This is a genomic window from Serratia sp. CoH_134_PS_4 (assembly GCF_058190535.1).
The window spans coordinates 1-24,830 of record NZ_JBXWKI010000014.1 but is presented as its reverse complement, the minus strand read 5'-3'; the positions used below and the strand labels follow the sequence as shown (position 1 = coordinate 24,830).

At 52.3% G+C, this 24,830-nt stretch carries 22 protein-coding genes; 10 read left to right on the top strand and 12 right to left on the bottom strand.

Translation table 11 applies throughout. The features are described from left to right. Positions 1-14 precede the first annotated feature (14 nt). Positions 15-1,415: a nucleobase:cation symporter-2 family protein gene (locus AC2FCQ_RS19555; protein WP_490308886.1), complete on the top strand. Its 1,401-nt coding sequence runs from the start codon at positions 15-17 to the stop codon at positions 1,413-1,415. 128 nt (positions 1,416-1,543) lie between these two features. Continuing rightward, entirely contained in the window at positions 1,544-3,205 is a 1,662-nt protein-coding gene (locus AC2FCQ_RS19550) for an AsmA family protein (RefSeq protein WP_490308885.1), read from the top strand. 44 nt (positions 3,206-3,249) lie between these two features. Here the strand turns inward: AC2FCQ_RS19550 and fabY are convergent, their stop codons facing one another. From fabY to typA, 5 genes are all read right to left on the bottom strand, one after another. After that, entirely contained in the window at positions 3,250-4,197 is a 948-nt protein-coding gene (gene fabY, locus AC2FCQ_RS19545) for a fatty acid biosynthesis protein FabY (RefSeq protein ID WP_209640176.1), read from the bottom strand. Between the two features lie 23 nt (positions 4,198-4,220). Further along, positions 4,221-4,658 (bottom strand): D-aminoacyl-tRNA deacylase, encoded by a 438-nt coding sequence (gene dtd, locus AC2FCQ_RS19540; RefSeq protein WP_209640179.1) that lies wholly within the window; start codon positions 4,656-4,658, stop codon positions 4,221-4,223. Further along, complete coding sequence (locus tag AC2FCQ_RS19535) at positions 4,655-5,545, bottom strand: virulence factor BrkB family protein (RefSeq protein WP_209640182.1); 891 nt, start codon at positions 5,543-5,545, stop codon at positions 4,655-4,657. Before AC2FCQ_RS19535 ends, dtd begins: the two co-directional genes overlap by 4 nt. A 176-nt stretch (positions 5,546-5,721) precedes the next feature. Then, complete coding sequence (gene yihX, locus AC2FCQ_RS19530) at positions 5,722-6,312, bottom strand: glucose-1-phosphatase (RefSeq protein WP_209640185.1); 591 nt, start codon at positions 6,310-6,312, stop codon at positions 5,722-5,724. A gap of 164 nt (positions 6,313-6,476) precedes the next feature. Beyond that, positions 6,477-8,300: a ribosome-dependent GTPase TypA gene (typA, locus tag AC2FCQ_RS19525; protein ID WP_037421790.1), complete on the bottom strand. Its 1,824-nt coding sequence runs from the start codon at positions 8,298-8,300 to the stop codon at positions 6,477-6,479. Between the two features lie 370 nt (positions 8,301-8,670). Between typA and glnA the strand changes: the two genes are divergently transcribed. From glnA to AC2FCQ_RS19505, 4 genes are all read left to right on the top strand, one after another. Next, positions 8,671-10,080: a glutamate--ammonia ligase gene (gene glnA / locus AC2FCQ_RS19520; RefSeq protein ID WP_020837667.1), complete on the top strand. Its 1,410-nt coding sequence runs from the start codon at positions 8,671-8,673 to the stop codon at positions 10,078-10,080. Positions 10,081-10,388: 308 nt separating this feature from the next. Next, on the top strand, positions 10,389-11,438 hold the full coding sequence (glnL, locus tag AC2FCQ_RS19515; RefSeq protein ID WP_265556779.1) for a nitrogen regulation protein NR(II): 1,050 nt from the start codon (positions 10,389-10,391) through the stop codon (positions 11,436-11,438). Positions 11,439-11,446: 8 nt separating this feature from the next. After that, the gene (glnG, locus tag AC2FCQ_RS19510) at positions 11,447-12,859 is read left to right on the top strand and encodes a nitrogen regulation protein NR(I) (protein WP_265556780.1); all 1,413 of its coding nucleotides are present in this window, start codon (positions 11,447-11,449) and stop codon (positions 12,857-12,859) included. 113 nt (positions 12,860-12,972) lie between these two features. Beyond that, positions 12,973-13,095, top strand: coding sequence for a YshB family small membrane protein (locus AC2FCQ_RS19505; RefSeq protein WP_209640194.1), 123 nt, complete (start codon positions 12,973-12,975; stop codon positions 13,093-13,095). Positions 13,096-13,142: 47 nt separating this feature from the next. Here AC2FCQ_RS19505 and hemN read toward each other — a convergent pair whose 3' ends face one another. Both hemN and yihI read right to left on the bottom strand, forming a co-directional pair. Beyond that, a complete protein-coding gene (gene hemN, locus AC2FCQ_RS19500; RefSeq protein ID WP_265556781.1) occupies positions 13,143-14,516 on the bottom strand; it encodes an oxygen-independent coproporphyrinogen III oxidase in 1,374 nt (457 codons plus the stop codon). Between the two features lie 182 nt (positions 14,517-14,698). Beyond that, positions 14,699-15,253 carry a Der GTPase-activating protein YihI gene (gene yihI / locus AC2FCQ_RS19495; protein ID WP_265556782.1) on the bottom strand — a complete coding sequence of 185 codons (555 nt, stop codon included), beginning with the start codon at positions 15,251-15,253 and terminating at the stop codon, positions 14,699-14,701. A gap of 750 nt (positions 15,254-16,003) precedes the next feature. Between yihI and yihA the strand changes: the two genes are divergently transcribed. Beyond that, entirely contained in the window at positions 16,004-16,654 is a 651-nt protein-coding gene (gene yihA, locus AC2FCQ_RS19490) for a ribosome biogenesis GTP-binding protein YihA/YsxC (protein WP_209640203.1), read from the top strand. Positions 16,655-16,933: 279 nt separating this feature from the next. Here yihA and spfP read toward each other — a convergent pair whose 3' ends face one another. Continuing rightward, positions 16,934-16,981 (bottom strand): small protein SpfP, encoded by a 48-nt coding sequence (gene spfP, locus AC2FCQ_RS19485; RefSeq protein WP_071892919.1) that lies wholly within the window; start codon positions 16,979-16,981, stop codon positions 16,934-16,936. A 207-nt stretch (positions 16,982-17,188) separates the two neighbouring features. After that, entirely contained in the window at positions 17,189-19,981 is a 2,793-nt protein-coding gene (polA, locus tag AC2FCQ_RS19480) for a DNA polymerase I (protein WP_209640206.1), read from the bottom strand. A gap of 504 nt (positions 19,982-20,485) precedes the next feature. Here polA and yihG point away from each other — a divergent pair. Beyond that, entirely contained in the window at positions 20,486-21,376 is an 891-nt protein-coding gene (yihG, locus tag AC2FCQ_RS19475; protein ID WP_490308884.1) for a 1-acylglycerol-3-phosphate O-acyltransferase, YihG family, read from the top strand. Positions 21,377-21,421: 45 nt separating this feature from the next. On the opposite strand, the gene dsbA is transcribed toward yihG, so the two are convergent. The 3 genes from dsbA to AC2FCQ_RS19460 form a co-directional block, all read right to left on the bottom strand. Continuing rightward, entirely contained in the window at positions 21,422-22,045 is a 624-nt protein-coding gene (gene dsbA / locus AC2FCQ_RS19470) for a thiol:disulfide interchange protein DsbA (protein WP_037421819.1), read from the bottom strand. A gap of 29 nt (positions 22,046-22,074) precedes the next feature. Continuing rightward, a complete protein-coding gene (locus AC2FCQ_RS19465) occupies positions 22,075-23,061 on the bottom strand; it encodes a serine/threonine protein kinase (RefSeq protein WP_490308883.1) in 987 nt (328 codons plus the stop codon). Between the two features lie 104 nt (positions 23,062-23,165). After that, positions 23,166-23,435 carry a YihD family protein gene (locus AC2FCQ_RS19460; RefSeq protein WP_490308882.1) on the bottom strand — a complete coding sequence of 90 codons (270 nt, stop codon included), beginning with the start codon at positions 23,433-23,435 and terminating at the stop codon, positions 23,166-23,168. Between the two features lie 152 nt (positions 23,436-23,587). On the opposite strand from AC2FCQ_RS19460, the gene mobA reads away from it, so the two are divergent. Both mobA and mobB read left to right on the top strand, forming a co-directional pair. After that, complete coding sequence (gene mobA, locus AC2FCQ_RS19455) at positions 23,588-24,181, top strand: molybdenum cofactor guanylyltransferase MobA (RefSeq protein ID WP_490308881.1); 594 nt, start codon at positions 23,588-23,590, stop codon at positions 24,179-24,181. Beyond that, positions 24,174-24,692 (top strand): molybdopterin-guanine dinucleotide biosynthesis protein MobB, encoded by a 519-nt coding sequence (gene mobB / locus AC2FCQ_RS19450; protein ID WP_490308880.1) that lies wholly within the window; start codon positions 24,174-24,176, stop codon positions 24,690-24,692. Before mobA ends, mobB begins: the two co-directional genes overlap by 8 nt. Positions 24,693-24,830: the final 138 nt, after the last annotated feature.

Genomic DNA, 24,830 nt, shown 5'->3' with positions numbered 1-24,830 from the left:
GGAAATGCCACATCATGACCATGCCATCCGCCGAGCTCGATGCAGAGCAAAAAGCCTCCTCAACGCTGCGCAATAGCGAACTCATTTATCGCCTGGAAGACCGACCGCCATTGCCGCAAACCCTGTTTGCCGCCGGTCAGCACCTGCTGGCGATGTTTGTTGCGGTAATCACCCCTGCTCTGTTGATCTGCCAGGCATTAGGTCTACCGGCACAAGACACCCAGCACATCATCAGCATGTCATTGTTCGCTTCCGGTTTGGCTTCCATCCTACAAATTAAAACCTGGGGACCGGTCGGTTCCGGCTTGCTCTCGATTCAAGGCACCAGCTTTAACTTCGTTTCACCGCTGATTATGGGTGGGCTGGCATTGAAAAACGGGGGGGCCGATGTCCCTACCATGATGGCGGCACTGTTCGGCACACTGATGGTCGCCTCCTGCACCGAAATCCTGTTATCGCGCGTGCTGCATCTGGCGCGTCGCATCATCACCCCGCTGGTTTCTGGCATTGTGGTGATGATTATCGGTTTGTCGCTGATCCAGGTTGGGCTAACCTCCATCGGTGGCGGCTATGCCGCGATGAATGATCACAGCTTTGGCGCGCCAAAAAACCTGATGTTGGCCGGGGCCGTACTCTTGGTCATTATTCTGCTTAACCGCCAGCGTAACCCCTACCTTCGCGTCGCCTCGTTGGTCATCGCCATGGCAGTCGGTTACCTTTTGGCTTGGGTCATGGGGATGTTGCCAGACACTCAGCCGGCCACCGAGACAGCCGCAATTATCATCCCAACGCCGCTGTATTACGGTTTGGGCTTTGACTGGAATCTGCTGCTACCGCTGATGCTGATCTTTATGGTCACGTCATTGGAAACCATCGGGGATATCACCGCGACCTCTGACGTATCGGAACAACCGGTGAGCGGCCCGCTGTATATGAAGCGCCTGAAGGGTGGCGTGCTCGCCAATGGCCTGAACTCCATGCTGTCCGCAGTATTCAATACGTTCCCCAACTCGTGCTTTGGTCAGAACAATGGCGTGATCCAACTGACGGGTGTTGCCAGTCGCTATGTGGGTTTTGTGGTGGCATTGATGCTGATCGCGCTGGGCTTGTTCCCGGCGGTGGCCGGTTTCGTGCAACACATTCCTGAGCCGGTACTGGGCGGTGCGACCCTCGTGATGTTCGGCACCATTGCCGCATCGGGTGTGCGCATCGTGTCGCGTGAACGACTGAACCGCCGCGCGATCATGATCATGGCACTCTCCCTGGCCGTTGGCATGGGCGTTTCTCAGCAACCGCTGATCTTACAGTTCGCACCGGATTGGCTGAAAACCCTGCTCTCTTCAGGCATTGCCGCTGGCGGTATTACCGCTATCGTGCTGAACCTGTTATTCCCGCACGAACACGAAAAGCAATAATCGCCACATTGCTTATCAAACGGCCGCTTGCGGCCGTTTTTTATTGCCTATCAGACCATTGCACTTGAGATGCCCGGCTAATTACGGCATAAACAGGGTATCTTTTTTGACCGACGCGGATGTAGACGATGAAATTTATCGGGAAACTGTTGCTGACGTTGCTACTGCTGGTAGTGCTTGCCATTGCGTTGCTGTACGTCATCGGGCAAACCCGCTGGGCTGCCGGCTGGTTAAGCCGCTGGGTCAGCGATCACAGCGAATATCGCCTCTCGGTGACGAAGCTCTCCCACTCATGGAACCAACCGGGCCAAATCAGCCTGGAAGACGTTCAGTTGGCGAAAAAGAATGGACCACAAGCGCTGGTCGCCAAACGTCTGGATCTCGGTCTCAGCCTGCGCCAAATTACCGAGCCCCGTTTTTTCCATAGCGTTACGTTGCGCGACGGTACGCTTAACCTCCAACAGCAAGATGCAGCATTGCCACTACGGGCCGATGTATTGCAACTGAGCAATATGGCGCTGCAATCCAACGATGAAACCTGGCAGCTCAACGCGCAACAAGTCAGTGCTGGCATCACACCATGGCAACCCAAAGCGGGCCACCCATTGGGTGAAGATAATCAGTTCCAGTTCAGCGCGGGCTCAATGACACTCAACGGCATCCCCGCCTCAAAAGTCTTGGTGCAGGGCGAACTTAAACAGAATCAGTTGCAGCTCAGCGACTTCGGTGCCGATCTGGCGCAAGGTGATTTGACGGGGGTAGCCACTCGGGGTGCCGACGGCAGTTGGCAGGTGGAACGACTGCGTCTGAGCGGCGTGCGTTTACAGACGCCACTCACGCTGGAGCAGTTCTGGCAGCGCTTCACCGCCATGCCGCCAATCACACTTAAACGTTTTGATTTGATCGATGCGCGACTGGAAGGAAAAGAGTGGGCATTCAACGATCTCGACCTGTCGCTGCAAAACGTCACCTTCCAACAAGGCGACTGGAGCAGCCCGGACGGCTCGCTCAACTTCAACGCCAGTGACCTGATCAACGGTGGCGTCCACCTGATTGATCCGATCATGAATATGCGACTCTCACCCGCTGGCATCGCTATTCAGCAGTTCACCACCCGCTGGGAAGGCGGGCTGTTGCGCACCTCCGGCAATTGGCTGCGTACCAACAACCGTCTGCAACTGGATGAAGTGGCTGTCGCCGCACTGGAGTACACCTTACCGAGTAACTGGCGTGCACTGTGGTTGCAACCGCTGCCACACTGGTTGGCAGAGGTATACGTCAGTAAGTTGACCACCAACCGCAATCTGATCATCGATATCAACCCTGCCTTCCCATTCCAGGTAACCGCACTGGACGGTTACGGCAGCAATCTGCTGTTGGCACGCGACCACCAATGGGGCATCTGGTCCGGTACACTCAACCTGAACGGCAGTGAGGCCACCTTCAATAAGATCGACGTTCGCCGTCCATCACTGGCTCTGAACGCCAATGACGGGCAGATCAACGTTACCGATCTCAGCGCTTTTATGCCGCAGGGGCTACTGGAAGCCAAAGCCACCATAGAACAGCTGCCGGGCAAACCCTTTGCGCTATCGCTGAATGGCCGTTCAGTACCGGTAAATACTCTGCAGCAATGGGGATGGCAACCTGTTCCACTGGAGGGTGACGGTAATCTGCAACTACAGTTGAAAGGCTTGTTGAACAGCGATGGACCGTTTAAGGCTTCATTGCAGGGCCATTTGCAAGCTACCGCCCGCGACGGCCAGACGGTTAACCAGCAACTGCCTTAATGGTTGATTGGCCCTCTCTGGGTTGCGTTGAGAGGGCCACAATATCAATTATCTATTGCCTCGCATCCCCCCTGATCCAGGGGCACTTCGGGTTCGGCAGGCAATACCATGTAAGTACCCTCAAACACCGCACCTCGGTCATCGTCACCAAACAGATGAACTTCTGCCTGTACGCGCGCACGACGACCGCGTGCCAAACGCGCCAGATCACCGCTCAATGAGCTAAGGTCCGCCACCGCTCGCGGTCGGCCGGTGATAGGTTTGCTGTAACGGATATGAGCATCCGCCAGAATAATGGTGCCACCCAGATGGCGTTCACGCAGTAACAACCAGATCAGCCCCCAGGCCGTCAGCGTAGCAAGGGAAAACAGGCTGCCGGCAAACAGCGTATGGTGCGGGTTCTGGTTGCCAATCTCTGGCATGGTGGTGACAAAACGCTGGCCAGTATATTGACTGATGCGCACCCCCATCTTCTCGCTAAGCGGAATATGATCGTACCAGGCTTGCTGCAACTGGCCGCACCAATCCGGGCGATGCAAAATATCGTCCAGCGTCGCCACGGGTTTAATCATCAGAAAGTGGCGAATCGGCGTGGTTTGCGGTGCGGTAATCTCACCCTGATTAACAAAGCCAAGTTTGGCAAAGAAATCCACCGCGTCCTCACGGGCGCTACAGACCACACGCTTCACGCTTTCCTGGCGCGCAACCGACTCCAGGGTCATGGCCACCAGCGTCCCCAAGCCTTTGTCCTGCACCGTGGGATCGACAGCCAGAAAACGAATGGCTGCCTCATTATCGGCGTTGATATACAACCGCCCGATAGCGACAATTTTACCGCCTTCGTCCACCACCATTTGGTGATGCGCCATGGCGTCATAGGCATCCTTTTCCGACCCCACCGGCTGGTGCAGCGGCTTGCGCAGCATTTCCCAGCGGAACTGGTAATAATCCTTCAGTTCTTGTTCTGTTACCGGTACTCGTAGGTGATACATAGACGCCTTCTCTCCCAACACTCTTAGACTTGAAGCCAAAACGTCACCGGCCCGTCATTCACCAGCGCGACTTTCATGTCGGCCGCAAATTCACCGGTTTGGGTTTCTATACCGCGCTCACGGCACTGGCCAACAAAATATTGGTATAACCGATCGGCTTCCTGCGGTACCGCACCGCGTGAGAAGCTCGGACGCATGCCCTTTTGCGTGTCCGCCACCAACGTGAACTGCGACACGACCAACAGGCTACCTCCTGCCTGTTGGACATTGAGATTCATCTTGTCGTTCTCATCGCCAAAGATGCGGTACCCCAACACACGTTCACACAGGCGCACGGCTTTCTGTTCGTTATCATCCTGCTCCACGCCCAATAACACTAACAAACCGGGGCCTATGTTGCCTACCGTCTGTCCATCGACCGTAACGCTGGCATTTAACACCCGTTGAATTAACGCAATCATAACTGCCCTTCTGGTGGCTGATCCTGTTGTTCCGCCTTCTGTTGGCGGTAGTCGCGGTATTCCCCTATTGTCACTGTGATTTCCGCGCCAAGTAACACGATACACCAGCTCCAGTAGACCCACAGGAATAAAATGGGGATCACGGCCAGCACGCCATAGATCAACTGATAAGACGGGAACATGGTGACATACAGGGCAAACCCCTTTTTGCCCAACTCAAACAGCAGCCCCGCGACCAGCGCGCCAATCAGCGCATCTTTAGGTGGCACGCGTACCGTCGGCACGATGCAATACAGCAGCCAGAACGATATCCACGACAGGATCAACGGGAAAATACGCAGCACCTGATCCACCAGGCTGTTGACCCCAGTCTGCGCCAACCAGTTGAGTGACAACAGATAAGAACTGATGGCCATGCTGGCGCCAACCAACAGTGGCCCCAGGGTTAGCACCATCCAATACACAGCAAAGGAGAAGACTATCGGCCGCTGGTTCTTGCTGCGCCAGATGGTGTTCAGCACGCTGTCTACCGAAGAAATCAGCAACAATGCAGTGACAATCAGCCCACAGGTACCGACGGCCGTCATCTTGTTGGAATTGGCGACAAACTGCTCCAAATAACTTTGAATGATATTGCCGGCAGCGGGCATAAAGTTAGAGAAGATAAAGCTTTTCAGTTGGACGCTAATGTCAGAGAACATCGGGAACGCGGCAAACAGCGCGAACACCACCGTCACAAGGGGTACCAGTGACAACAAAGAGACGTAAGCCAAGTGACCCGCCAGCATGGTAAGTCCATCACTGTCGACCCGTTTAATCAACAACCGCCCAAAGGTGACGCTAGGTTTGATCGCAGAAGGCAGCTTCTTACGGCGGAAAAATGACATGGGTACCCCTTGATGTCAGTTTTTTTACCCGATGGGTTTCAAGTTGCAGCCAGGCAGCAAGCGTAGGGATCCCCAGAGCCTTACCTTAATAAGTCACCGGGGTAAGTACGTGCAGCAAACAACGCTGCGGCTTGAAAGACGACAGGCATATACGCCTTAAGCTTAACGCTTCGTGGTCATTGGGCAAAATACGCAGGCACCACGTCACGATCGGTAACGTGTACGACCTTAATCCCTAGCGCTTCAGCCGCTGCCACATTCGCCTCCACGTCATCAAAAAATACGGCCTGATCGGGTGCAGTATTTTCTGCGTTGAGTACATGCAGATAGATGTTGGCATCCGGTTTACGCATGCCGATGTCCTGCGACAAGTACAGATGATCGGCAGCTTCAGCAACCTGAGGGTAGTGCTGTGGCCAATAGTTGCAGTGCAAACGGTTGGTATTTGACAAGACGACGACCCGATGGCCTTCACTGCGCAGGCGCTTCATGATGTCGATCACTTCCGGGCGCAGTGCAACAAACACCGCCTGCCAACCGGTAGCAAATTGTTCAAAACTGAGGGCGATACCCATTTCATCACTCAGCCGTTCAGCAAAGTCTTCGTCGCTGATCTCACCACGCTCATGCTGTTGGAACAGTTCACCCATAGTGAAACGCTCAGACAATACGGCCAGCGGCGTACCACTTAAATTGCTCCATACACCCAGTACACGTTTGAAATCGATATCGACGATCACATTACCTAAATCAAAGATATACAGCATAGTCCTCTCCTGATGGGCCGGTGAGATTTTACTGTAGCGGGAAAAACAGAGGCTGAATAGAGAGCAGGAGGAAAAGCGTATAGCACGCGGCAGAAATGAGAAAAGACAGAGGAAAAAACTCAGGGCGCTGGACGCGCCCTAAGTGTTGCAGACTAAATCAGCGATTAAGCGTCTTTAGGACCGCGGCTTGCACGTTTACGATCGTTTTCCGTCAGGTGACGCTTACGGATACGGATCGAGGTTGGCGTCACTTCTACCAGTTCGTCATCATCGATGAACTCCAGAGCTTGCTCCAGGGTCATCTTGATAGCTGGGACCAGGGTAGTTGCTTCGTCAGTACCAGAAGCACGCATGTTGGTCAGCTTCTTACCGGTCAAGCAGTTCACTGTCAGGTCGTTAGAACGTGAGTGAATACCGATGATCTGGCCTTCATACACTTCCGCACCGTGGCCCAGGAACAACTTGCCGCGATCTTGCAGACCAAACAGGGCGAATGCTACCGCTTTGCCTTGGCCGTTAGAGATCAGCACGCCGTTCTGGCGCTGGCCAACTTCACCCGGACGCACATCGTCGTAGTGGCTGAAGGTGGAGTACAGCAGACCGGTACCAGAGGTCATGGTCATGAACTCGTTACGGAAGCCAATCAAGCCACGGCTTGGGATCACGTAGTCGAGACGCACACGGCCTTTACCGTCTGGATCCATGTTTTTCAGGTCAGCTTTACGCTCACCCATGGCTTGCATGACTGAACCCTGGTGCTGTTCTTCGATGTCCAAGGTCACGTTCTCAAACGGCTCTTGTTTACGACCATCGATTTCACGGAAGATAACTTTCGGACGGGATACCGCCAGTTCGAAACCTTCACGACGCATGTTTTCGATCAGAACCGACAGGTGAAGTTCACCACGGCCAGATACGCGGAATGCGTCAGCATCTTCAGTTTCTTCAACACGCAACGCAACGTTGTGCACCAATTCCTTGTTCAGACGCTCAAGGATTTGACGTGAAGTCACGAACTTACCTTCTTTACCGCAGAAAGGTGAGGTGTTGACGTTGAAGAACATGGTTACGGTTGGCTCATCGACAGACAGCGCTGGCAGTGCTTCCACTGCAGAGGTGTCACAGATGGTGTCGGAAATGTTCAGCTCGCCCAGACCGGTGATAGCGATGATGTCGCCCGCTTCAGCCAGGGTCGACTCGATACGCTCCAGACCCATGTGGCCCAGCACTTTGCCCACTTTACCGCTGCGAGTTTTACCTTCGCTATCGATGATAGTGACCTGCTGGTTTGGCTTCACTTTACCGCGCTTGATACGGCCGATGCCGATCACGCCCAGGTAGTTGTTGTAGTCCAGCTGAGAGATCTGCATCTGGAACGGTGCTTCGAGCTCAACCTGCGGTGCAGACACGTGGTCCACGATCGCTTGATACAGCGGGGTCATGTCTTCCGCCATCTCATTGTGGTCAGTACCCGCGATCCCCATCAGTGCAGAAGCATAGATGATTGGGAAGTCGAGCTGCTCGTCGGTCGCGTCGAGGTTAACGAACAGGTCGAAGACCTGATCAACAACCCAATCAGGACGTGCGCCTGGACGGTCAACCTTGTTGATTACCACGATCGGCTTCAGACCATTAGCAAACGCTTTTTTGGTCACAAAGCGGGTTTGCGGCATTGGGCCATCCATTGCGTCCACAACCAGCAGCACCGAGTCAACCATTGACATCACACGCTCAACCTCACCGCCGAAGTCGGCGTGTCCTGGGGTATCCACGATGTTGATGCGGTAGTCTTTCCAATTAATGGCGGTGTTTTTTGCGAGGATGGTAATCCCACGCTCTTTCTCCAAATCGTTGGAGTCCATTACGCGTTCGGTGGCTTCTACACGCTCTCCGAAAGTACCGGATTGTTGCAGCAGCTTATCAACCAGGGTGGTTTTACCATGGTCAACGTGGGCAATAATGGCGATGTTACGCAAATTTTCGATCACAGCTTTGCCTCAGGCATTAGAAATAGCGCGCTATTGTACACGTATTAAGCGAGGGACTAAACAAGATCACAACAGTCTCTTATAAACAACTGTGTACAGGTCAGTATGTGATCCCTTTCACGGTGCAAAAAGCATCATCTGGTGCACTTTTGCACCATTACAGTGCCCCACCTCGCACTGATTGCACCATTTAAGTGCAATATGTCACTAATGGTGCATACTCATTCTGTGCAAAACCCGCACAGAAAGGCGTTTAACACGCTTTCGCAAAGTTGGCACAGTTTTCGCTTTAGTCTTTTCAAGGCAAAAAAAGCCAGTTTCACAGATTCGTTCCACGACGACGACAATGATAAATCCGGGAGAGTTAAGTATGTCCGCTGAACACGTTTTGACGATGCTGAATGAGCATGAAGTGAAATTCGTAGACCTGCGTTTCACTGACACCAAGGGTAAAGAACAACACGTCACCATCCCTGCTCACCAGGTGAATGCCGACTTCTTCGAAGAAGGTAAAATGTTTGACGGCTCCTCGATCGGCGGTTGGAAAGGTATCAACGAATCTGACATGGTGCTGATGCCAGACGCCAGCACGGCGGTATTGGACCCGTTCTTCGAAGAATCTACCCTGATTATTCGTTGCGACATCCTTGAGCCAGGCACCATGCAAGGCTATGACCGTGACCCACGCTCCATTTCCAAGCGTGCAGAAGACTTCCTGCGTTCATCCGGCATTGCGGACACCGTATTGTTCGGGCCAGAGCCAGAATTCTTCCTGTTCGATGACATTCGTTTCGGCAGCAGCATCCGTGGTTCCCACGTGGCTATCGACGATATCGAAGGCGCATGGAACTCAGGCACCCAATACGATGGCGGCAACAAAGGCCACCGTCCGGCAGTGAAAGGCGGCTACTTCCCAGTTCCTCCGGTCGACTCTTCACAAGACATCCGTTCTACCATGTGTTTGACCATGGAAGAAATGGGTCTGGTTGTTGAAGCGCACCACCATGAAGTGGCAACTGCAGGTCAGAACGAAGTGGCAACCCGCTTCAACACCATGACCAAAAAAGCTGACGAAATCCAAATCTACAAATACGTGGTTCACAACGTGGCTCACGCATTTGGTAAAACAGCGACCTTCATGCCGAAGCCAATGTTCGGTGATAACGGTTCTGGTATGCACTGCCACATGTCTCTGTCCAAGAACGGCACGAACCTGTTCGCTGGCGACAAATACGGCGGCCTGTCTGAAACTGCCCTGTTCTATATCGGCGGTATCATCAAGCATGCTAAAGCAATCAATGCCCTGGCCAACCCGACCACCAACTCTTACAAGCGTCTGGTCCCAGGCTACGAAGCCCCGGTCATGCTGGCTTACTCAGCCCGTAACCGCTCCGCTTCTATCCGTATTCCGGTAGTAGCTAGCCCGAAAGCGCGTCGTATCGAAGCTCGCTTCCCGGATCCAGCAGCTAACCCATACCTGTGCTTCGCAGCTCTGCTGATGGCAGGCCTGGACGGTGTGATTAATAAAATCCACCCTGGCGATGCCATGGACAAAAACCTGTATGACCTGCCACCGGAAGAAGAAGCTGAAATTCCAAAAGTTGCAGGCTCCCTGGATGAAGCGCTGGCTGCATTAAGCGAAGACCGCGAGTTCCTGACCCGTGGCGGCGTCTTCACCGACGACGCGATCGACGCTTATATCGACCTGCGTAAAGAAGAAATGGATCGTGTTCGCATGACGCCACACCCGGTTGAATTCGAACTCTACTACAGCGTTTAAGTTTTACCGCGCCGTCTGCGGACGGCGCCCAGATTTAGTTGTCTTTTTTGTTGCCGTGGAAACTTTCTGCCCATCTTCGGATGGGTTTTTTTCTCCACCATATTTTCTGCAAAACTATTCCATACCGCGTACATGACGGATGGAGTAGGATAAATGCACTAAAAAGGTGCAGTCGTCTGCTATGCCCAATGAATTTCAAGGTGCAGCTAGGCGGCAACCGAGCCAACCGACAGGAGCTTGGTCTGCCAAGTGACTGGTGTGAGTAAGAGCAGCCAACAACGCTGCGTCTTGAAAGATGAAGGGCATATATGGCAACTGGCAAGCTGCCCGACGCAGGGCAGATCCTCAATTCGCTCATTAACAGCATTCTGCTGTTGGATGACTCACTGGCGGTTCATTACGCCAATCCGGCAGCACAACAACTGCTGGCACAGAGCTCCCGTAAACTTTTCGGTACGCCGTTACCCGATCTGCTCGGCTACTTCTCACTGAACGTCGATTTGATGCGTGAGAGCCTGCACGCCGGTCAGGGCTTTACCGATAACGAAGTGACCCTGGTGGTTGACGGGCGTGCGCACATCCTCTCTTTGACCGCCCAGGCGCTGCCTGAAGGCTACATCTTGGTCGAGCTGGCGCCGATGGATAACCAACGCCGCCTGAGTCAGGAACAGTTACAACACGCACAACAAGTTGCCGCGCGTGATTTGGTCCGTGGTCTGGCACACGAGATCAAAAACCCATTGGGTGGTTTACGGGGCGCGGCGCAGTTGCTGGCCAAAGCGCTGCCTGATCCATCACTGACCGAATACACCAAGGTCATCATTGAACAGGCCGACCGCCTGCGCAACCTGGTTGATCGCCTGCTGGGCCCACAACGGCCTGGCCAGCACATTACCCAAAGTATTCATCAGGTCGCAGAACGCGTTTGCCAACTGGTGGCTCTCGAGAAACCCGATAACGTGACGCTGGTCCGTGATTACGACCCCAGCCTGCCAGAAATGGCACACGATCCGGATCAAATCGAACAGGTTCTGCTGAACATTACCCGTAACGCTCTGCAGGCACTGGGGCCGGCTGGCGGCACCATCACGCTGCGTACCCGCACCGCGTTCCAGATCACCCTGCATGGCAGTCGTTACCGGCTGGCAGCACGTATCGATATAGAGGATGACGGCCCCGGCGTGCCGGCGCAGTTACAAGACACGCTGTTTTACCCAATGGTCAGTGGCCGCGAAGGCGGAACCGGCTTGGGTTTATCCATCGCCCGTAATCTTATTGATCAACATTGCGGAAAAATTGAATTTAACAGTTGGCCAGGACATACCGAATTCTCGGTGTACCTGCCTATTCGTCAGTGAGGTTTTCTATGCAACGAGGGATAGTCTGGATCGTCGATGACGATAGCTCCATCCGCTGGGTGCTTGAACGCGCACTCACTGGGGCGGGTGTGAGCTGCGTGACCTTCGAGAGTGGCAATGAGGTGTTGGAAGCCCTGTCCACGCAAACACCTGACGTGTTGCTGTCTGACATCCGCATGCCCGGCATGGATGGTCTTGCATTACTCAAGCAGATAAAGCAGCGCCACCCTATGCTTCCGGTCATCATAATGACGGCACATTCGGATTTGGACGCCGCTGTCAGCGCATATCAACAAGGGGCATTTGATTACCTGCCAAAACCTTTTGATATCGATGAAGCTGTCGCACTGGTCGAACGTGCTATCAGTCATTATCAGGAACAACAACAGCCGGCGCGCAGCCAGCCGGCTAACGATCCGGTAGCGGATATTATCGGCGAAGCCCCGGCAATGCAGGATGTGTTCCGTATTATCGGACGTCTATCACGCTCGTCGATCAGCGTGTTGATCAACGGTGAATCCGGCACAGGTAAAGAACTGGTGGCTCATGCTCTGCACCGCCACAGCCCGCGCGTCAAATCGCCTTTTATCGCATTAAATATGGCCGCTATACCCAAAGACCTGATCGAATCCGAACTGTTCGGTCACGAAAAGGGGGCCTTTACCGGTGCCAATCAGATCCGTCAGGGCCGCTTTGAGCAGGCTGACGGCGGTACCTTGTTCCTAGATGAAATCGGCGATATGCCGCTGGATGTTCAAACCCGTTTGCTGCGGGTTCTGGCAGATGGCCAATTCTATCGGGTCGGCGGTTATGCCCCGGTTAAGGTAGACGTTCGTATCATCGCCGCGACACACCAGAACTTGGAATTACGCGTACAAGAAGGCAAATTCCGTGAGGATCTGTTCCATCGTCTCAATGTGATACGTGTACACCTGCCGCCATTGCGTGAGCGCCGTGAGGACATTCCGCGCCTGGCGCGCTACTTCCTGCAGGTGGCAGCAAAAGAGCTGGGCGTTGAGGCGAAGAATTTGCATCCAGAGACCGAAACGGCTCTGACTCGTCTGCCGTGGCCAGGCAACGTGCGTCAATTGGAGAACACCTGCCGCTGGTTAACCGTGATGGCCGCCGGGCAAGAGGTGCTGATTCAGGATCTGCCGAGTGAGTTGTTTGAGACCTCTGCGCCAGAAACCACCAGCCACAGTCTGCCAGACAGCTGGGCCACATTGCTGGCACAGTGGGCCGACCGCGCACTGCGCTCCGGTCATCAAAACTTGCTGTCAGAAGCACAGCCTGAAATGGAACGCACGCTGCTCACCACGGCACTGCGTCATACCCAAGGGCATAAGCAGGAGGCCGCACGTTTGCTGGGCTGGGGCCGCAATACGTTAACGCGTAAATTAAAAGAGTTGGGAATGGAATAGTTTGCGTGATTGATTATAGAAAACGCAATCTGGCGCACAAAAAAACCGCTATGTCAGACTTTACAGCCAGTAAGGCAGCAGTATGATCGAAGCGCACACTCTGGAGGCTCTCGATGCTGGACTCATTTGTCGCATTCATTTCCCAAGGTGCAGCGCTTGGCTCCGCTGCCAGCCACACGCCACAGGCAGCCGTGGCTGCGGTGCTGTGCGCAGCACTGATTAATTTTTTGAGTTAAATAGTTAATCGAAAATACAGCCGCTAATGCGGCTGTTTTTTTATTCCTCAAATAACCCGAGAGAATTGCTGCGTGCGCGCCTGCTGACGCAGGTAGATATCAAAGCACATGCAGATATTGCGGATCAGTAACCGGCCACGTGGCGTAACACGGATACCCTGCTCGTTGCGTTCCACCAACCCGTCACGTTCAAACGGCGCCAGCAGTTGCAAATCTTCAGCAAAATAGCTGGCGAAGCTGATGCCGAACGGCTGTTCTATTGCCAGGTAGTCCAGCTTAAAGTTACAAATCAACGTTTTGATCACCTCACGCCGCAAACAATCGTCTTCCGTCATAGCCAGGCCGCGCCACAGTGCATTGCCCTGCGCTTCAACGCGGCTGTAATAGGTTTTCAGCTCTTTCTGGTTCTGCGCATAGCTGTCACCCAGCATGCTGATGGCCGAAACCCCCAGCCCCAGGAGATCACTGTCGCCCTGGGTGGTATACCCCTGGAAATTACGGTGCAGCTTTCCTTCACGTTGCGCCACCGCCAGTTCATCATCTGGGCGTGCAAAGTGGTCCATGCCAATAAACTGGTAACCCGATTCGGTCAGGGAGGCGATGGTCTGTTGCAGGATATCCAGCTTCTGCTGTGCCGTCGGCAAATCCACGTCTTTGATTTTGCGCTGGGCCGCGAATAAATTCGGCATATGAGCGTAGTTAAATACGCTCAGACGATCCGGATTTAGCTCTGCCACCCGCTGCAGGGTGTAAGCAAAGCTCTCTGGTGTCTGCTTTGGCAATCCATAGATCAGATCGATATTGGTGGAATTAAAGCCTAGTGCTTTGGCGCGGGCAATCAGCGCAAAGATGAAGGCTTCATCCTGCTCGCGGTTCACCAACCGCTGCACGTCTTTATTGAAGTCCTGCACACCCATGCTCAGACGGTTAAAGCCCTCGCTGCGTAAATGATCGAGCACATCCAGCTCAATCTCACGCGGATCGACTTCGATCGACATTTCAAGATCGGGGAGAAAATCAAAGTGTTGCCGTAACTGCGCTACCAGCGTGCTGATTTGCGTTTTGCTTAGGTAGGTCGGTGTGCCGCCGCCCCAGTGTAACTGGCCAACCTTACGCCCGGCAAACAGGGGGGCGCGCTGGGCGATCTCCTGTGCCAGCACCGCCAGATACTCATCCGCCTTGTGTGTCTGACGCGTCACCAGCTTATTACAGCCACAGAAATAGCAGAGCTTGTGGCAGAAAGGGATATGTACATACAGCGACAGAGAGCGCTCAGGATAACGCACCGCGGCGCGTTGAAACGCCGCTTCGTCGTAGTCCTGGTTAAACTCCAGCGCTGTGGGGTATGAGGTGTAACGCGGCCCTGAATAGTTATATTTCTGGATCAGGGCCAGATCCCAGACAATTGCCTGTTCTGACATGCTCACTCCTTCCGATATTTTTTCCTACCGGGCCGGGAAATGGGCAGTTGTCTACGCTGTCTGGCCGCGGAAGCGCTGCGGTAACGTGATTTACGTTTAGACAGCCGCCATAGTTTACCGAATAACCACAGCAGATAACACATCAAGAGTAGGGCTATTGTCAGGATCAACCACATGACGCGTTAAATTACGTCTTTTGGGTTACCGCCTTTCAGCAGTTTCAGGATATCTTCCCGCTTCTCTTCTTCTTCTTCTTCATCGTCGTCGCCCAACTCAATACCCAGCTGCTCCATCAGGGCATCGATACGGTCCAGTGTCTGATCAACGTAGGACTGATCTTCAGCATTCAGCGTCTCACCGTCATCAATGCGATCCAGCAGTGCATCCAGACGCTCATCATTTTCCAACTTCGCCAATTCTTCTTCCGGCGACAGACGAGGTTTAGGTTTCGCTTCAGCTTTTGGTTTTGCCTGCGGTTTGGCTTTTGGCTGGGCTTCAACCACCAGCGCTACCGGCACTTTACTGCCAATGCGCGGATCTTTGGTTTCTGCCCCTGCTTTATTTTTCGTCTTCGCGGACTCAACCTGGGTGCGAGAACCGGAAGCAAGACCACGGCGTTTTTTTGCACGCTTGCGTTCACGGGCTTCCTGATCGAGCTCCACACGGCTTTTCTTTTTGGTTTTCGACGTCGCCGCGCTGCTGCGTGGGGCGCGAGGTGCTTTTGATGGCTGGTTCATAGCGTATGCTCTTAGGTATGTAGATTCAGTATAGAGATAGATGCTATACGATTGCGGCGGAATCTAGCAGAAAGCGAACAAAGAAAAAAGGCGGCAGGTTAAACCCGCCGCCTATTTGCCCCTTCTTTCGAAGGATATTCCTGCTACGCGATCCCTGCGCACACTCAACATCCTGGTCTTTCCTTTTGCTATAACCGCATTCCCTGCCACACTACATCCTTCATCCTGAAAGGAAAATCGTCCATGGCGCAATCCGTACGCATTCGCTCCTCCTGAGCGTGCTTCCTGCTGGCATCCCAATTGCAGTGACTTCACCATCCTTGTGCTATTTGCATATTCAGATGCAAACAGATCAGTTCCTTCTGTATTCTTCCTGGTACTCATCAGCACGCCCCGTGCTCTCCATGAGATTTATCACCCTTCCTGGATGTTCCTTAATCCGGCACAGCCTTGTGCTAAAAGCTACTTTACGCGATCAACGCTTACGCTCAAGGCATCTGCCGTGTAATTGGCATATCGAAGAATGCAGCGGATAATTAACTTTTTGTTTTTTAATTAAAATAAAAAAAACAGCTTTCGAATAAAGCGACATTACCCACTATTCGAATGGCGAATGTCTCACACGTGTGAGCAGGCCCCACAGCCATGCCCTGCTAGCTTGGCGCTTAAAAACAGAGAAACACACCATTTTTACCGCTGATGCAGTTATAATCGCCAACCAGTTAGCCATCCTCACGGAGACGAAAAATTTTGACCAGCAAGAATTACAATTACCATGTGACCCATTTCGTCACCAGTGCGCCCGATATTCGCCACCTGCCGGGGGATGAAGGTATTGAAGTCGCGTTCGCCGGCCGTTCCAACGCCGGTAAATCCAGCGCGTTAAATACACTGACCAACCAGAAAAGCCTGGCGCGTACCAGTAAAACGCCGGGACGTACGCAGCTGATCAACCTGTTCGAGGTTGAAGAAGGCATTCGCCTCGTCGACCTGCCCGGCTACGGCTACGCGGAAGTGCCTGAAGAAATGAAACGCAAATGGCAGCGTGCTTTGGGTGAATACCTGCAAATGCGCAACTGCCTGAAAGGTCTGGTGGTGCTGATGGATATCCGTCACCCATTAAAAGACCTCGACCAGCAGATGATTCAGTGGGCCGTCGATGTAGGCACTCCGGTACTGGTTCTGCTGACCAAGGCAGACAAGTTGGCATCCGGTGCGCGTAAGGCACAACTCAATATGGTACGTGAAGCCGTCGTGCCATTTATGGGCGATATCCAGGTTGAAGCTTTCTCTTCACCGAAAAAAATCGGCGTCGACAAGCTGAGCCAAAAACTGAATACCTGGTTTAACGAGATCCCACCGGAAGTGCTGCCAGAAGATGACGACACCGCTGGCGAATAAAATACCGCAGGTACCGCAATAGCCGATGTGAAAACACATCGGCTTTTTTTATGCTCAAAAACCTGTGAGCTCAGGCATTTTTCGTTATCTAATTACAGTTATGACCAAAAGCCATCATAAATTCTTATAGCGATTTAATGTGAAGAGTAAGAAAAACGGGCAATTACAGAAGATTTGTTGAAGCAGAATAGGGTGAGGGAGATAAGAGAAAACGATGGTTTTACTTTGTTTTTACAATAAAAAACGCCCCAGTCAATACTGACTGGGGCGGCTAAATATTCAGCCAAATCCGATTACGTGAAGTAAAAGGTCTGAAAGATAGAACATCTTACCTCTGTACCCTACGCGAGTAACTTTACATGATTTTTTCGCAGTGCAAAAGAATTTTTTGTAGTTTACTTACACAGTTTAGCGCGTAATAACGGCGAGGTTGGAGAAACAATCGCCGTATCTTGTAGCTTAATTACAAAAACTGCTTAGGTTATCGCCAGTTAGCAGATCCAAGGTGGATATGGCTGGCGAACCTCAACATGATCAGTGGGCTTCATCCCAGTTAGCACCCACGCCTACGTCCACCTTCAGCGGCACTGCCAGCATCATGCTATTTTCCATCAGCTCGCGAATATGCTGGCTGGATTCTTCAATCACCGACTCATGCACCTCGAACACCAATTCATCGTGTACCTGCATGATCATACGTACCAGCGGTTTCTCTTGGGCTTGCAACCAGGCATCCACTTCAATCATCGCGCGTTTGATAATATCCGCAGCGGTCCCCTGCATTGGGGCGTTAATCGCCGCGCGCTCGGCCGCCTTACGGCGCATGCCGTTGCTGGAGTTTACGTCTGGCAGATACAGCCGGCGACCATCCAGCGTACTGACGTAACCCTGACTGGCCGCCTGTTGGCGAGTACGCTCCATGTAGTCCAGTACACCTGGATAGCGCTCAAAGTAGAGATCCATGTAACGCTGAGCTTCACCACGAGGGATCCCTAACTGACGCGCCAGACCAAATGCGCTCATCCCATAAATCAGGCCAAAGTTAATCGCCTTCGCACTGCGACGCTGTTCGTTAGTCACTTTGTCGAGTGGCAGGCCAAACACCTCTGCGGCGGTGGCACGGTGGATGTCCTCGCCAGCCGCAAAAGCCTTCAGTAACCCTTCATCCTGAGACAAATGGGCCATAATGCGCAGTTCAATCTGAGAATAGTCGGCAGCAACGATACGGTAACCTTCTGGGGCAATAAATGCCTGACGGATGCGGCGCCCTTCGTCGTTACGCACCGGAATATTCTGCAGGTTCGGATCACTGGAAGATAGCCGCCCTGTCGCCGTCACCGCTTGATGATAGGAAGTATGCACGCGCCCACTGACCGGATTGATCATCAGTGGCAATTTATCGGTATAGGTCGTTTTCAGTTTTGCCAACCCACGGTATTCCAGAATCACCTTCGGTAACGGGTAATCCAGTGCCAATTCCGCCAATACTTCTTCGTTGGTCGACGGCGCACCACCCGGGGTTTTCTTCAATACCGGCAGCTTTTGTTTTTCGTACAAAATGGCCTGCAACTGTTTGGTCGACGCCAGATTGAATGGCTCTTCCGCCAGTTCATGGGCTTGAATCTCCAATTCAGCCAAGCGCTTGGTCAGTTCGATAGAATGCGTAGCCAAAATACTCTGATCAATCAGCACCCCGGTCCGTTCTATATGTGATAACACCGGCAACAGCGGCATTTCTATCTCATTGAATACCGTCAACAGTTCGGCGCTTTCCTGCAACTGTGGCCACATTGCCAAATGCAACTGCAGCGTGACGTCGGCATCTTCGGCAGCGTAAGGTGCCGCCTGCTCCAATGCGATTTGATTGAAGGTAAGTTGTTTTTTACCCTTACCGGCAATCTCTTCGAAGGTCACAGTTTTATGACCAAGATAGCGATCGGACAAGCTGTCCATGTCGTGACGGCCTCCCACGCTGTCCAGCACGTAGGATTCCAGCATGGTGTCGAAGGCAATACCACGCAGACGGATGTCATAACGTGCCAACAGGCCCATATCAAACTTCAGGTTTTGCCCGACTTTCAGCGCTTTCTCATCTTCCAGTAACGGCTTCAGAGTGGCCAACACATGGTCGCGGTCCAACTGCACTGGCGCATCAAGATAGTCATGCGCCACGGGCAGATAAGCCGCTTCACCCGGGGCAATAGCAAACGACAGGCCGATCAGATTTGCGGTCAGTGTGTCCAGGCCATCGGTTTCAGTATCAAAGGCAAACACGTCGGCTTTTTTAAGTTTTTCCAACCACTCGGCGAACGTGTCTTCATCCAAAATGGTGACATAGCCCTCTTGCGACAACGTCGCTTCGGCAGGCTCTTTTTCAACTGCCGCAATGGCCTTTGGCGCACTGGCGGCTTTCACGCCAGTCCCCTTTTTACCTTCCAGCCAGATACCGGCCTCAACATCTGCCAGCCAGCGTTTAAATTCGTACTGTTTGAACAACTGTTGCAACGCGTCTACGTCTAACGAAGACACTTCGAGATCGGCGCAGGTGAGATCCAGCTCGACGTCAGTCTTGATGGTCGCTAACTTGTAGGAGAGGTAGGCCATCTCTTTGTGTTGTTCCAGCTTGGCCGCCATCGTCTTGGCGCCACGGAAACTGAGCGTCGCAATACTGTCCAGATTGGCATACAGCACATCCAGCCCACCAAGCCCCTGCAACAGCCCCTGAGCCGTTTTCTCGCCCACACCAGGCACACCAGGTATGTTATCCGAGGCATCCCCCATCAGCGCCAGGAAGTCGATGATCAACTCTGGAGGAATGCCATACTTGTCGCACACTTCCTGTGGGCCGAGGATCGTATTGTTCATTGTGTTGATCAGGGTGACATTCGGTGTGACCAGCTGCGCCATGTCTTTATCACCGGTGCTGATCAGCACCGCATGACCCGCTTTTTCGGCTTGCTGTGCCAGCGTACCTATCACGTCGTCTGCTTCCACGCCAGGCGTGACCAGCAGCGGTAACCCCATGGCCTTGACCATTTTGTGCAGCGGCTCAATTTGCGCGCGCAGATCGTCCGGCATCGGTGGCCGGTGCGATTTATATTCTGCGAAGAGCTCATCGCGGAAAGTTTTTCCTTTCGCATCAAACACCACCGCAACATGGCTTGGCTGATACTGCAACAGCAGGCTGCGCAGCATATTCAGCACGCCGTACATTGCCCCGGTCGGTTCACCCGCAGAGTTAGTCAGCGGAGGGAAGGCATGATAAGCGCGGTAGAGGTACGAGGAACCGTCAACCAGGATTAATGGGTTTTCTGCAATCTGGGCCATAGCGTTACTTTATCTTTATCGTGATCGGACATAGCGGTAAGAATGCCATAGCTGGCCGCCTGAGACGAACCTTAGCGTGCATTAAGGATAAAAATCATGTGATTCTGCGAAGCGATCCGCAAGATCCTACCTGTGGATAACTTTGTGCATAGAAAAGACAATAAATTATAACGATGCGTTTATCGTTATAATGGGAAATAAAATTCCTATTTAAATCACTGCGTTAAATGGCGCTATTTTCGTTAGGAGTGATTATCGACTTTTACACGATTTGTGGATATAACTTGCACTCAATTTTAATCGCACTATTCATCAAATTTGGCGCCTCAATTACCATAGCACAAGATGAAAAGGTTGCACGAAAACGCAGCAACTGCCTATTTCTTCCGCGACAAAACAGTTACTGTTAACAGGCACTTTCCCTCTTTAATTTCTGTTAAAATATTTTTTTGTTCATGCATACCGGCATGTAACGCTGTTCTCATCAACCGTCAGCCCATAACCATGCCAAGATTGTTATCCCCTGTTATTTTTATACTTTCTGCCCTGCTCGCCATTTTGGTGACCGTACTGTGTTCGATCCCAATCACACTGGCCGGCATCATTAAACTCTTGGTGCCCTTTCCTGCCGTGTGGAAACGCATCTCAGCCTTTGCCGATTTTATGATGTGGTGCTGGTGTGTAGGGTTGGCACTGCTATTGCGAATTAACGGGCAACTGCGTTGGGATATTGAAGGGCTGGAAGGGCTGCAACGTAAAAACTGGTATCTGCTGATCAGTAATCACGAAAGCTGGTCGGATATTGTGGTGCTCTGCGTGTTGTTCCGTAACCATATTCCCATGAATAAATACTTTCTTAAGCAACAGCTAGCCTGGGTACCCTTTGTCGGTCTGGCCTGCTGGGCGCTGGATATGCCATTCATGAAACGCTACTCGCGTGGCTATTTACTCAAGCACCCTGAAAAGCGCGGCAATGACATCGAAACCACACGCCGTTCTTGCGAGAAGTTTCGTAAACGTCCGACCACTATCGTCAATTTTGTAGAGGGTTCGCGTTTTACTGAAGCCAAGAAAATTAAAAGCAATTCCCCCTACCGCAATTTACTGGCCCCTAAAGCCGCAGGTATTGCTTTTACACTCAGTGCATTAGGTAAGCAGTTCGATAAAGTGTTAAACGTCACCCTACTTTATCCGGATAATACTGAGCGGCCGTTTATGGATATGTTATGCGGTCGATTGAAACGCATTGTGGTGAGAATTGAGCTGCTGCCAATCGATGAAAACCTGCATGGGGATTACTTCAACGACAAGCAGTTCAAGCGACGTTTCCAACTTTGGCTCAATACCCTGTGGCAGGACAAAGATCGCCTGCTTGATAAATTGAAGCGGCAATAGAGAAAAAAAAGCCGGCTAAGCCGGCTTTTTAACGTTTAATCTCGGTTACTTCTGCTGGCTGAGGTATTTAACCACGTCGGCGAATTGCTTCACGTAAGCATCCATCGAACTGGTGTCCAGACCATCGTTTTTAACCATGTATTTACCGTTAACAAATACAGCCGGGACGCCACGCAATTGCAGATCTTCTGCGGCTTTCTCCTGTTGAACCACCAGGGATTTAACCACGAAGCTGTTCAATGCTCCGTCATAATCCGCCGCACTCACACCTGCTTTCACAAATACATTGCGGATATCGTCCGGGGTTTGCACAGTTTGGGTCTTCTGCACCGCTTCAAACATCAACGGGCTGACTTTATCTTCCACGCCCAGCGCCATTGCAACAGCCCATGCCTGAGTCAACTGTTTGCCCAGCGGCCCCAGGAACTCAACGTGGTATTTGGTCATTTTGGTGCCCGCAGGCAGTGCTTTTTTCACATTTTCAGAAACGTGATAAACCTGCTCAAACTGATAGCAATGCGGGCAATAGAAGGAAAAGAACTCCAGCACCTGAGGTTCACCGGTCACTGGCTTATCCAGGGTTACGTACTGAGTGCCATCGCTAAACTGCGCAGCCGAGGCACTAAATGCCATTACCATGCCAACGAGTGCCAACCATATTTTCTTCATAAGACTAAACTCTCCATTGTGTTAAAGCTTCAATACATTGGCATCAGCTGCAGAGGGGGTTCCTGCAACAGCTTAACCTGCTCGGTGAATGCCGTCGTCTGAGATAACCAGAAATCAGACTCCGCCATCCACGGAAAACTTTTAGGGAATGCAGGATCTTGCCAGCGGCGAGCGACCCATGCCAAGTAGTACAGCATACGCATCGCACGCAGCGGCTCGATCAACGCCAATTCACTTTGATCAAACTCGGCGAACTCTGAGTAAGCCTCCAGCAGAACATCTAACTGCATCAAGCGATCGCGACGTTCGCCGTGCAGCAGCATCCACAAGTCCTGTATAGCCGGGCCATTACGTGCGTCATCAAGATCAACAAACAGCGGGCCATCACGCCACAGAATATTGCCTGGGTGGCAATCACCGTGCAAACGACGCGGCTGCCAGTCCAAATGCCAGCACTGTTTAATCGCTTCAATCAGCGTATCGGCCGCTTTCAGAAAGCTTTCTCGCTGTGCCTTCGGCAACAGTTCACAACCAGCAAGTACCTCACGCGGTGCAGTCAGATACTCTTCAATGCCCATTGTCGGGCGCTCAACAAACAGGCTTTCACTGCCCACCTGATGAATACGCCCAAGGAAACGCCCCACCCACTCCAGCTGATCGAGATTATCAATCTCATACTGCCGCCCCCCAACGCTGGGAAAGACAGTAAAAAAGAAACCACTGTGCGTATGCAATGTTTGCCCTTGCAGGAGCAAAGGAGCAACTGCGGGGATCTCCGCCAGAGCAAGATCTTGGGCAAACTGGTGTTCTTCACCAACTTGCTTCGCGCTCCAGCGCTCGGGCCGGTAAAACTTCACCACATAGCGCTGACGATCTTCATCCATAAACTGATAGACGCGGTTCTCATAGCTATTGAGTGCGGTTAGCCCGGAGTCGACCCGTAGGCCAATCCCTTCCAGCGCGTCCATAATCAGGTCGGGCGACAGGGTCTGAAAATTAAAAGCAGAGTTGTTCATAACAACATTCGGTTTCTTTTGGTGACATCACTGTGCCGGGAATGAGAAATAGTAGCATTAATGATAGGCTTCACGAGCAACGGGTTCACCGTATCGCACGAATGTTAATCCTTTATCACGCCGCGGGCGCGCAGTAATGCTGTTTTAAAGTCTTCTTCGTAGTCTTTCTTCAGGCCAGGGATCTGCTCAGTGCCGGCGCTGCCGCGCATTTTCAGATGGTAGATCAGAATATCATCACTCAGTTCGTCCAGACTGCCCTGAAAACCGGCTTCCTTTGCCAGCTTTTGCAAAAACTGAATCAATTTAAGATCCGGATCCTCCTGCCAAGCTGGCTGTAACAGCTCAATCAGCTCGTTTACGCGGTGCGTTTTCATCGCAATATCGTCCATTAGAATGAATAAACACACAAAGTAGCAGGCTTACCAACGCAGTGAAAGAACCAGCTTGTCAATAAAGGTAAATCCTGATGCCATACCGGCTTTAGCGCTACAATCAGGGCGTTAGCCATAAATTCGGAATAATAATTATGCACGAGGATATTACCGGCATTATTTTAGCCGGTGGGCGCGCAACACGTATGGGCGGGGAAGATAAAGGCCTGGTTCACGTTGCCGGTGTACCGCTATATCAATACGTACTTTCTCGGCTACGGCCGCAAGTGGGCCACATAGCAATTAGCGCCAATCGCAATCAGACACGCTATCGGGAAAGCGGTCTGCCTGTCATCAGCGATCTGACAGCAGATTTTTCCGGGCCGCTAGCTGGCATGCTGGCAGGGCTAAAACACGCGACGACAGAGTGGGTCGCCTTTGTACCCTGCGACGTCCCCGACTTTCCCTCGACATTGGTTGAACAGCTCTGGCAGCAAAAGGGGCAGGCTTTGGCCGCCTATGCCAGCGATGGGGAGCGGGCACATCCAACCCTGGCGCTGCTGCACACCAGCCTGGTACCTCAGTTAGCCGCTTATCTGGCACGCGGAGAACGCAAATTGATGTTGTTCCTGGATGCGGTAGGTGCAGGGAAAATAACCTTCGAAGGCCAGCAAGCGGCATTCCATAATTTGAATACTCAGGAAGATTGCCAGCGTTGGCTGCAGGAAAAAGGACTCACCAATGAATAATTCTTTTCCCCCGTTACTGGCTATTGCCGCTTACAGTGGAACAGGTAAAACCACACTGCTTAAACAATTGATTCCTTTATTAAAGCAGCGGGAAATCCGTGTCGGACTGATAAAGCATACGCATCATGATATGGATGTGGATACGCCAGGAAAAGACAGTTATGAACTGCGCAAAGCCGGTGCCAATCAAACATTGGTCGCCAGCGATCGCCGTTGGGCATTAATGACCGAAACACCAGAACAGCCGCCCCTGGATCTTCAGTATCTGGCCAGTCGTTTTGATCGCACCAAGGTCGACCTCATTCTCGTCGAGGGGTTTAAACATGAGCCTGTCAGCAAGATCATTATCTATCGTGAAGAGATAGGCAGGCCACTTGAAGATATGTTGGATGAGTTTGTTATCGCCGTTGCCAGCGATCGGTTAATCACTGAAAAGGTTAGGTTGTTGGATCTCAATAACCCAGAATGTATTGCTGATTTCATCGTGGATTGGTTGAAAAGCGCAGCGTAGCTGCGTAATCTTTTTCTTTCGCACACAGCAAAAAGGCCATCCTTGCGGATGGCCTCTTGGCTTAATTGATGCCTGGCAGTGTCCTACTCTCGCATGGGGAGACCCCACACTACCATCGGCGCTACGGCGTTTCACTTC

What these genes read in the sequence shown, in the direction of transcription:
- AC2FCQ_RS19555 (WP_490308886.1), top strand. Translation starts at nt 15, where the DNA reads ATGACCATGCCATCCGCCGAGCTCGATGCAGAGCAAAAAGCCTCCTCA.
- AC2FCQ_RS19550 (WP_490308885.1), top strand. Translation starts at nt 1,544, where the DNA reads ATGAAATTTATCGGGAAACTGTTGCTGACGTTGCTACTGCTGGTAGTG.
- fabY (WP_209640176.1), bottom strand. Translation starts at nt 4,197, where the DNA reads ATGTATCACCTACGAGTACCGGTAACAGAACAAGAACTGAAGGATTAT.
- dtd (WP_209640179.1), bottom strand. Translation starts at nt 4,658, where the DNA reads ATGATTGCGTTAATTCAACGGGTGTTAAATGCCAGCGTTACGGTCGAT.
- AC2FCQ_RS19535 (WP_209640182.1), bottom strand. Translation starts at nt 5,545, where the DNA reads ATGTCATTTTTCCGCCGTAAGAAGCTGCCTTCTGCGATCAAACCTAGC.
- yihX (WP_209640185.1), bottom strand. Translation starts at nt 6,312, where the DNA reads ATGCTGTATATCTTTGATTTAGGTAATGTGATCGTCGATATCGATTTC.
- glnA (WP_020837667.1), top strand. Translation starts at nt 8,671, where the DNA reads ATGTCCGCTGAACACGTTTTGACGATGCTGAATGAGCATGAAGTGAAA.
- glnL (WP_265556779.1), top strand. Translation starts at nt 10,389, where the DNA reads ATGGCAACTGGCAAGCTGCCCGACGCAGGGCAGATCCTCAATTCGCTC.
- glnG (WP_265556780.1), top strand. Translation starts at nt 11,447, where the DNA reads ATGCAACGAGGGATAGTCTGGATCGTCGATGACGATAGCTCCATCCGC.
- AC2FCQ_RS19505 (WP_209640194.1), top strand. Translation starts at nt 12,973, where the DNA reads ATGCTGGACTCATTTGTCGCATTCATTTCCCAAGGTGCAGCGCTTGGC.
- hemN (WP_265556781.1), bottom strand. Translation starts at nt 14,516, where the DNA reads ATGTCAGAACAGGCAATTGTCTGGGATCTGGCCCTGATCCAGAAATAT.
- yihI (WP_265556782.1), bottom strand. Translation starts at nt 15,253, where the DNA reads ATGAACCAGCCATCAAAAGCACCTCGCGCCCCACGCAGCAGCGCGGCG.
- polA (WP_209640206.1), bottom strand. Translation starts at nt 19,981, where the DNA reads ATGGCCCAGATTGCAGAAAACCCATTAATCCTGGTTGACGGTTCCTCG.
- yihG (WP_490308884.1), top strand. Translation starts at nt 20,486, where the DNA reads ATGCCAAGATTGTTATCCCCTGTTATTTTTATACTTTCTGCCCTGCTC.
- dsbA (WP_037421819.1), bottom strand. Translation starts at nt 22,045, where the DNA reads ATGAAGAAAATATGGTTGGCACTCGTTGGCATGGTAATGGCATTTAGT.
- AC2FCQ_RS19465 (WP_490308883.1), bottom strand. Translation starts at nt 23,061, where the DNA reads ATGAACAACTCTGCTTTTAATTTTCAGACCCTGTCGCCCGACCTGATT.
- AC2FCQ_RS19460 (WP_490308882.1), bottom strand. Translation starts at nt 23,435, where the DNA reads ATGAAAACGCACCGCGTAAACGAGCTGATTGAGCTGTTACAGCCAGCT.
- mobA (WP_490308881.1), top strand. Translation starts at nt 23,588, where the DNA reads ATGCACGAGGATATTACCGGCATTATTTTAGCCGGTGGGCGCGCAACA.
- mobB (WP_490308880.1), top strand. Translation starts at nt 24,174, where the DNA reads ATGAATAATTCTTTTCCCCCGTTACTGGCTATTGCCGCTTACAGTGGA.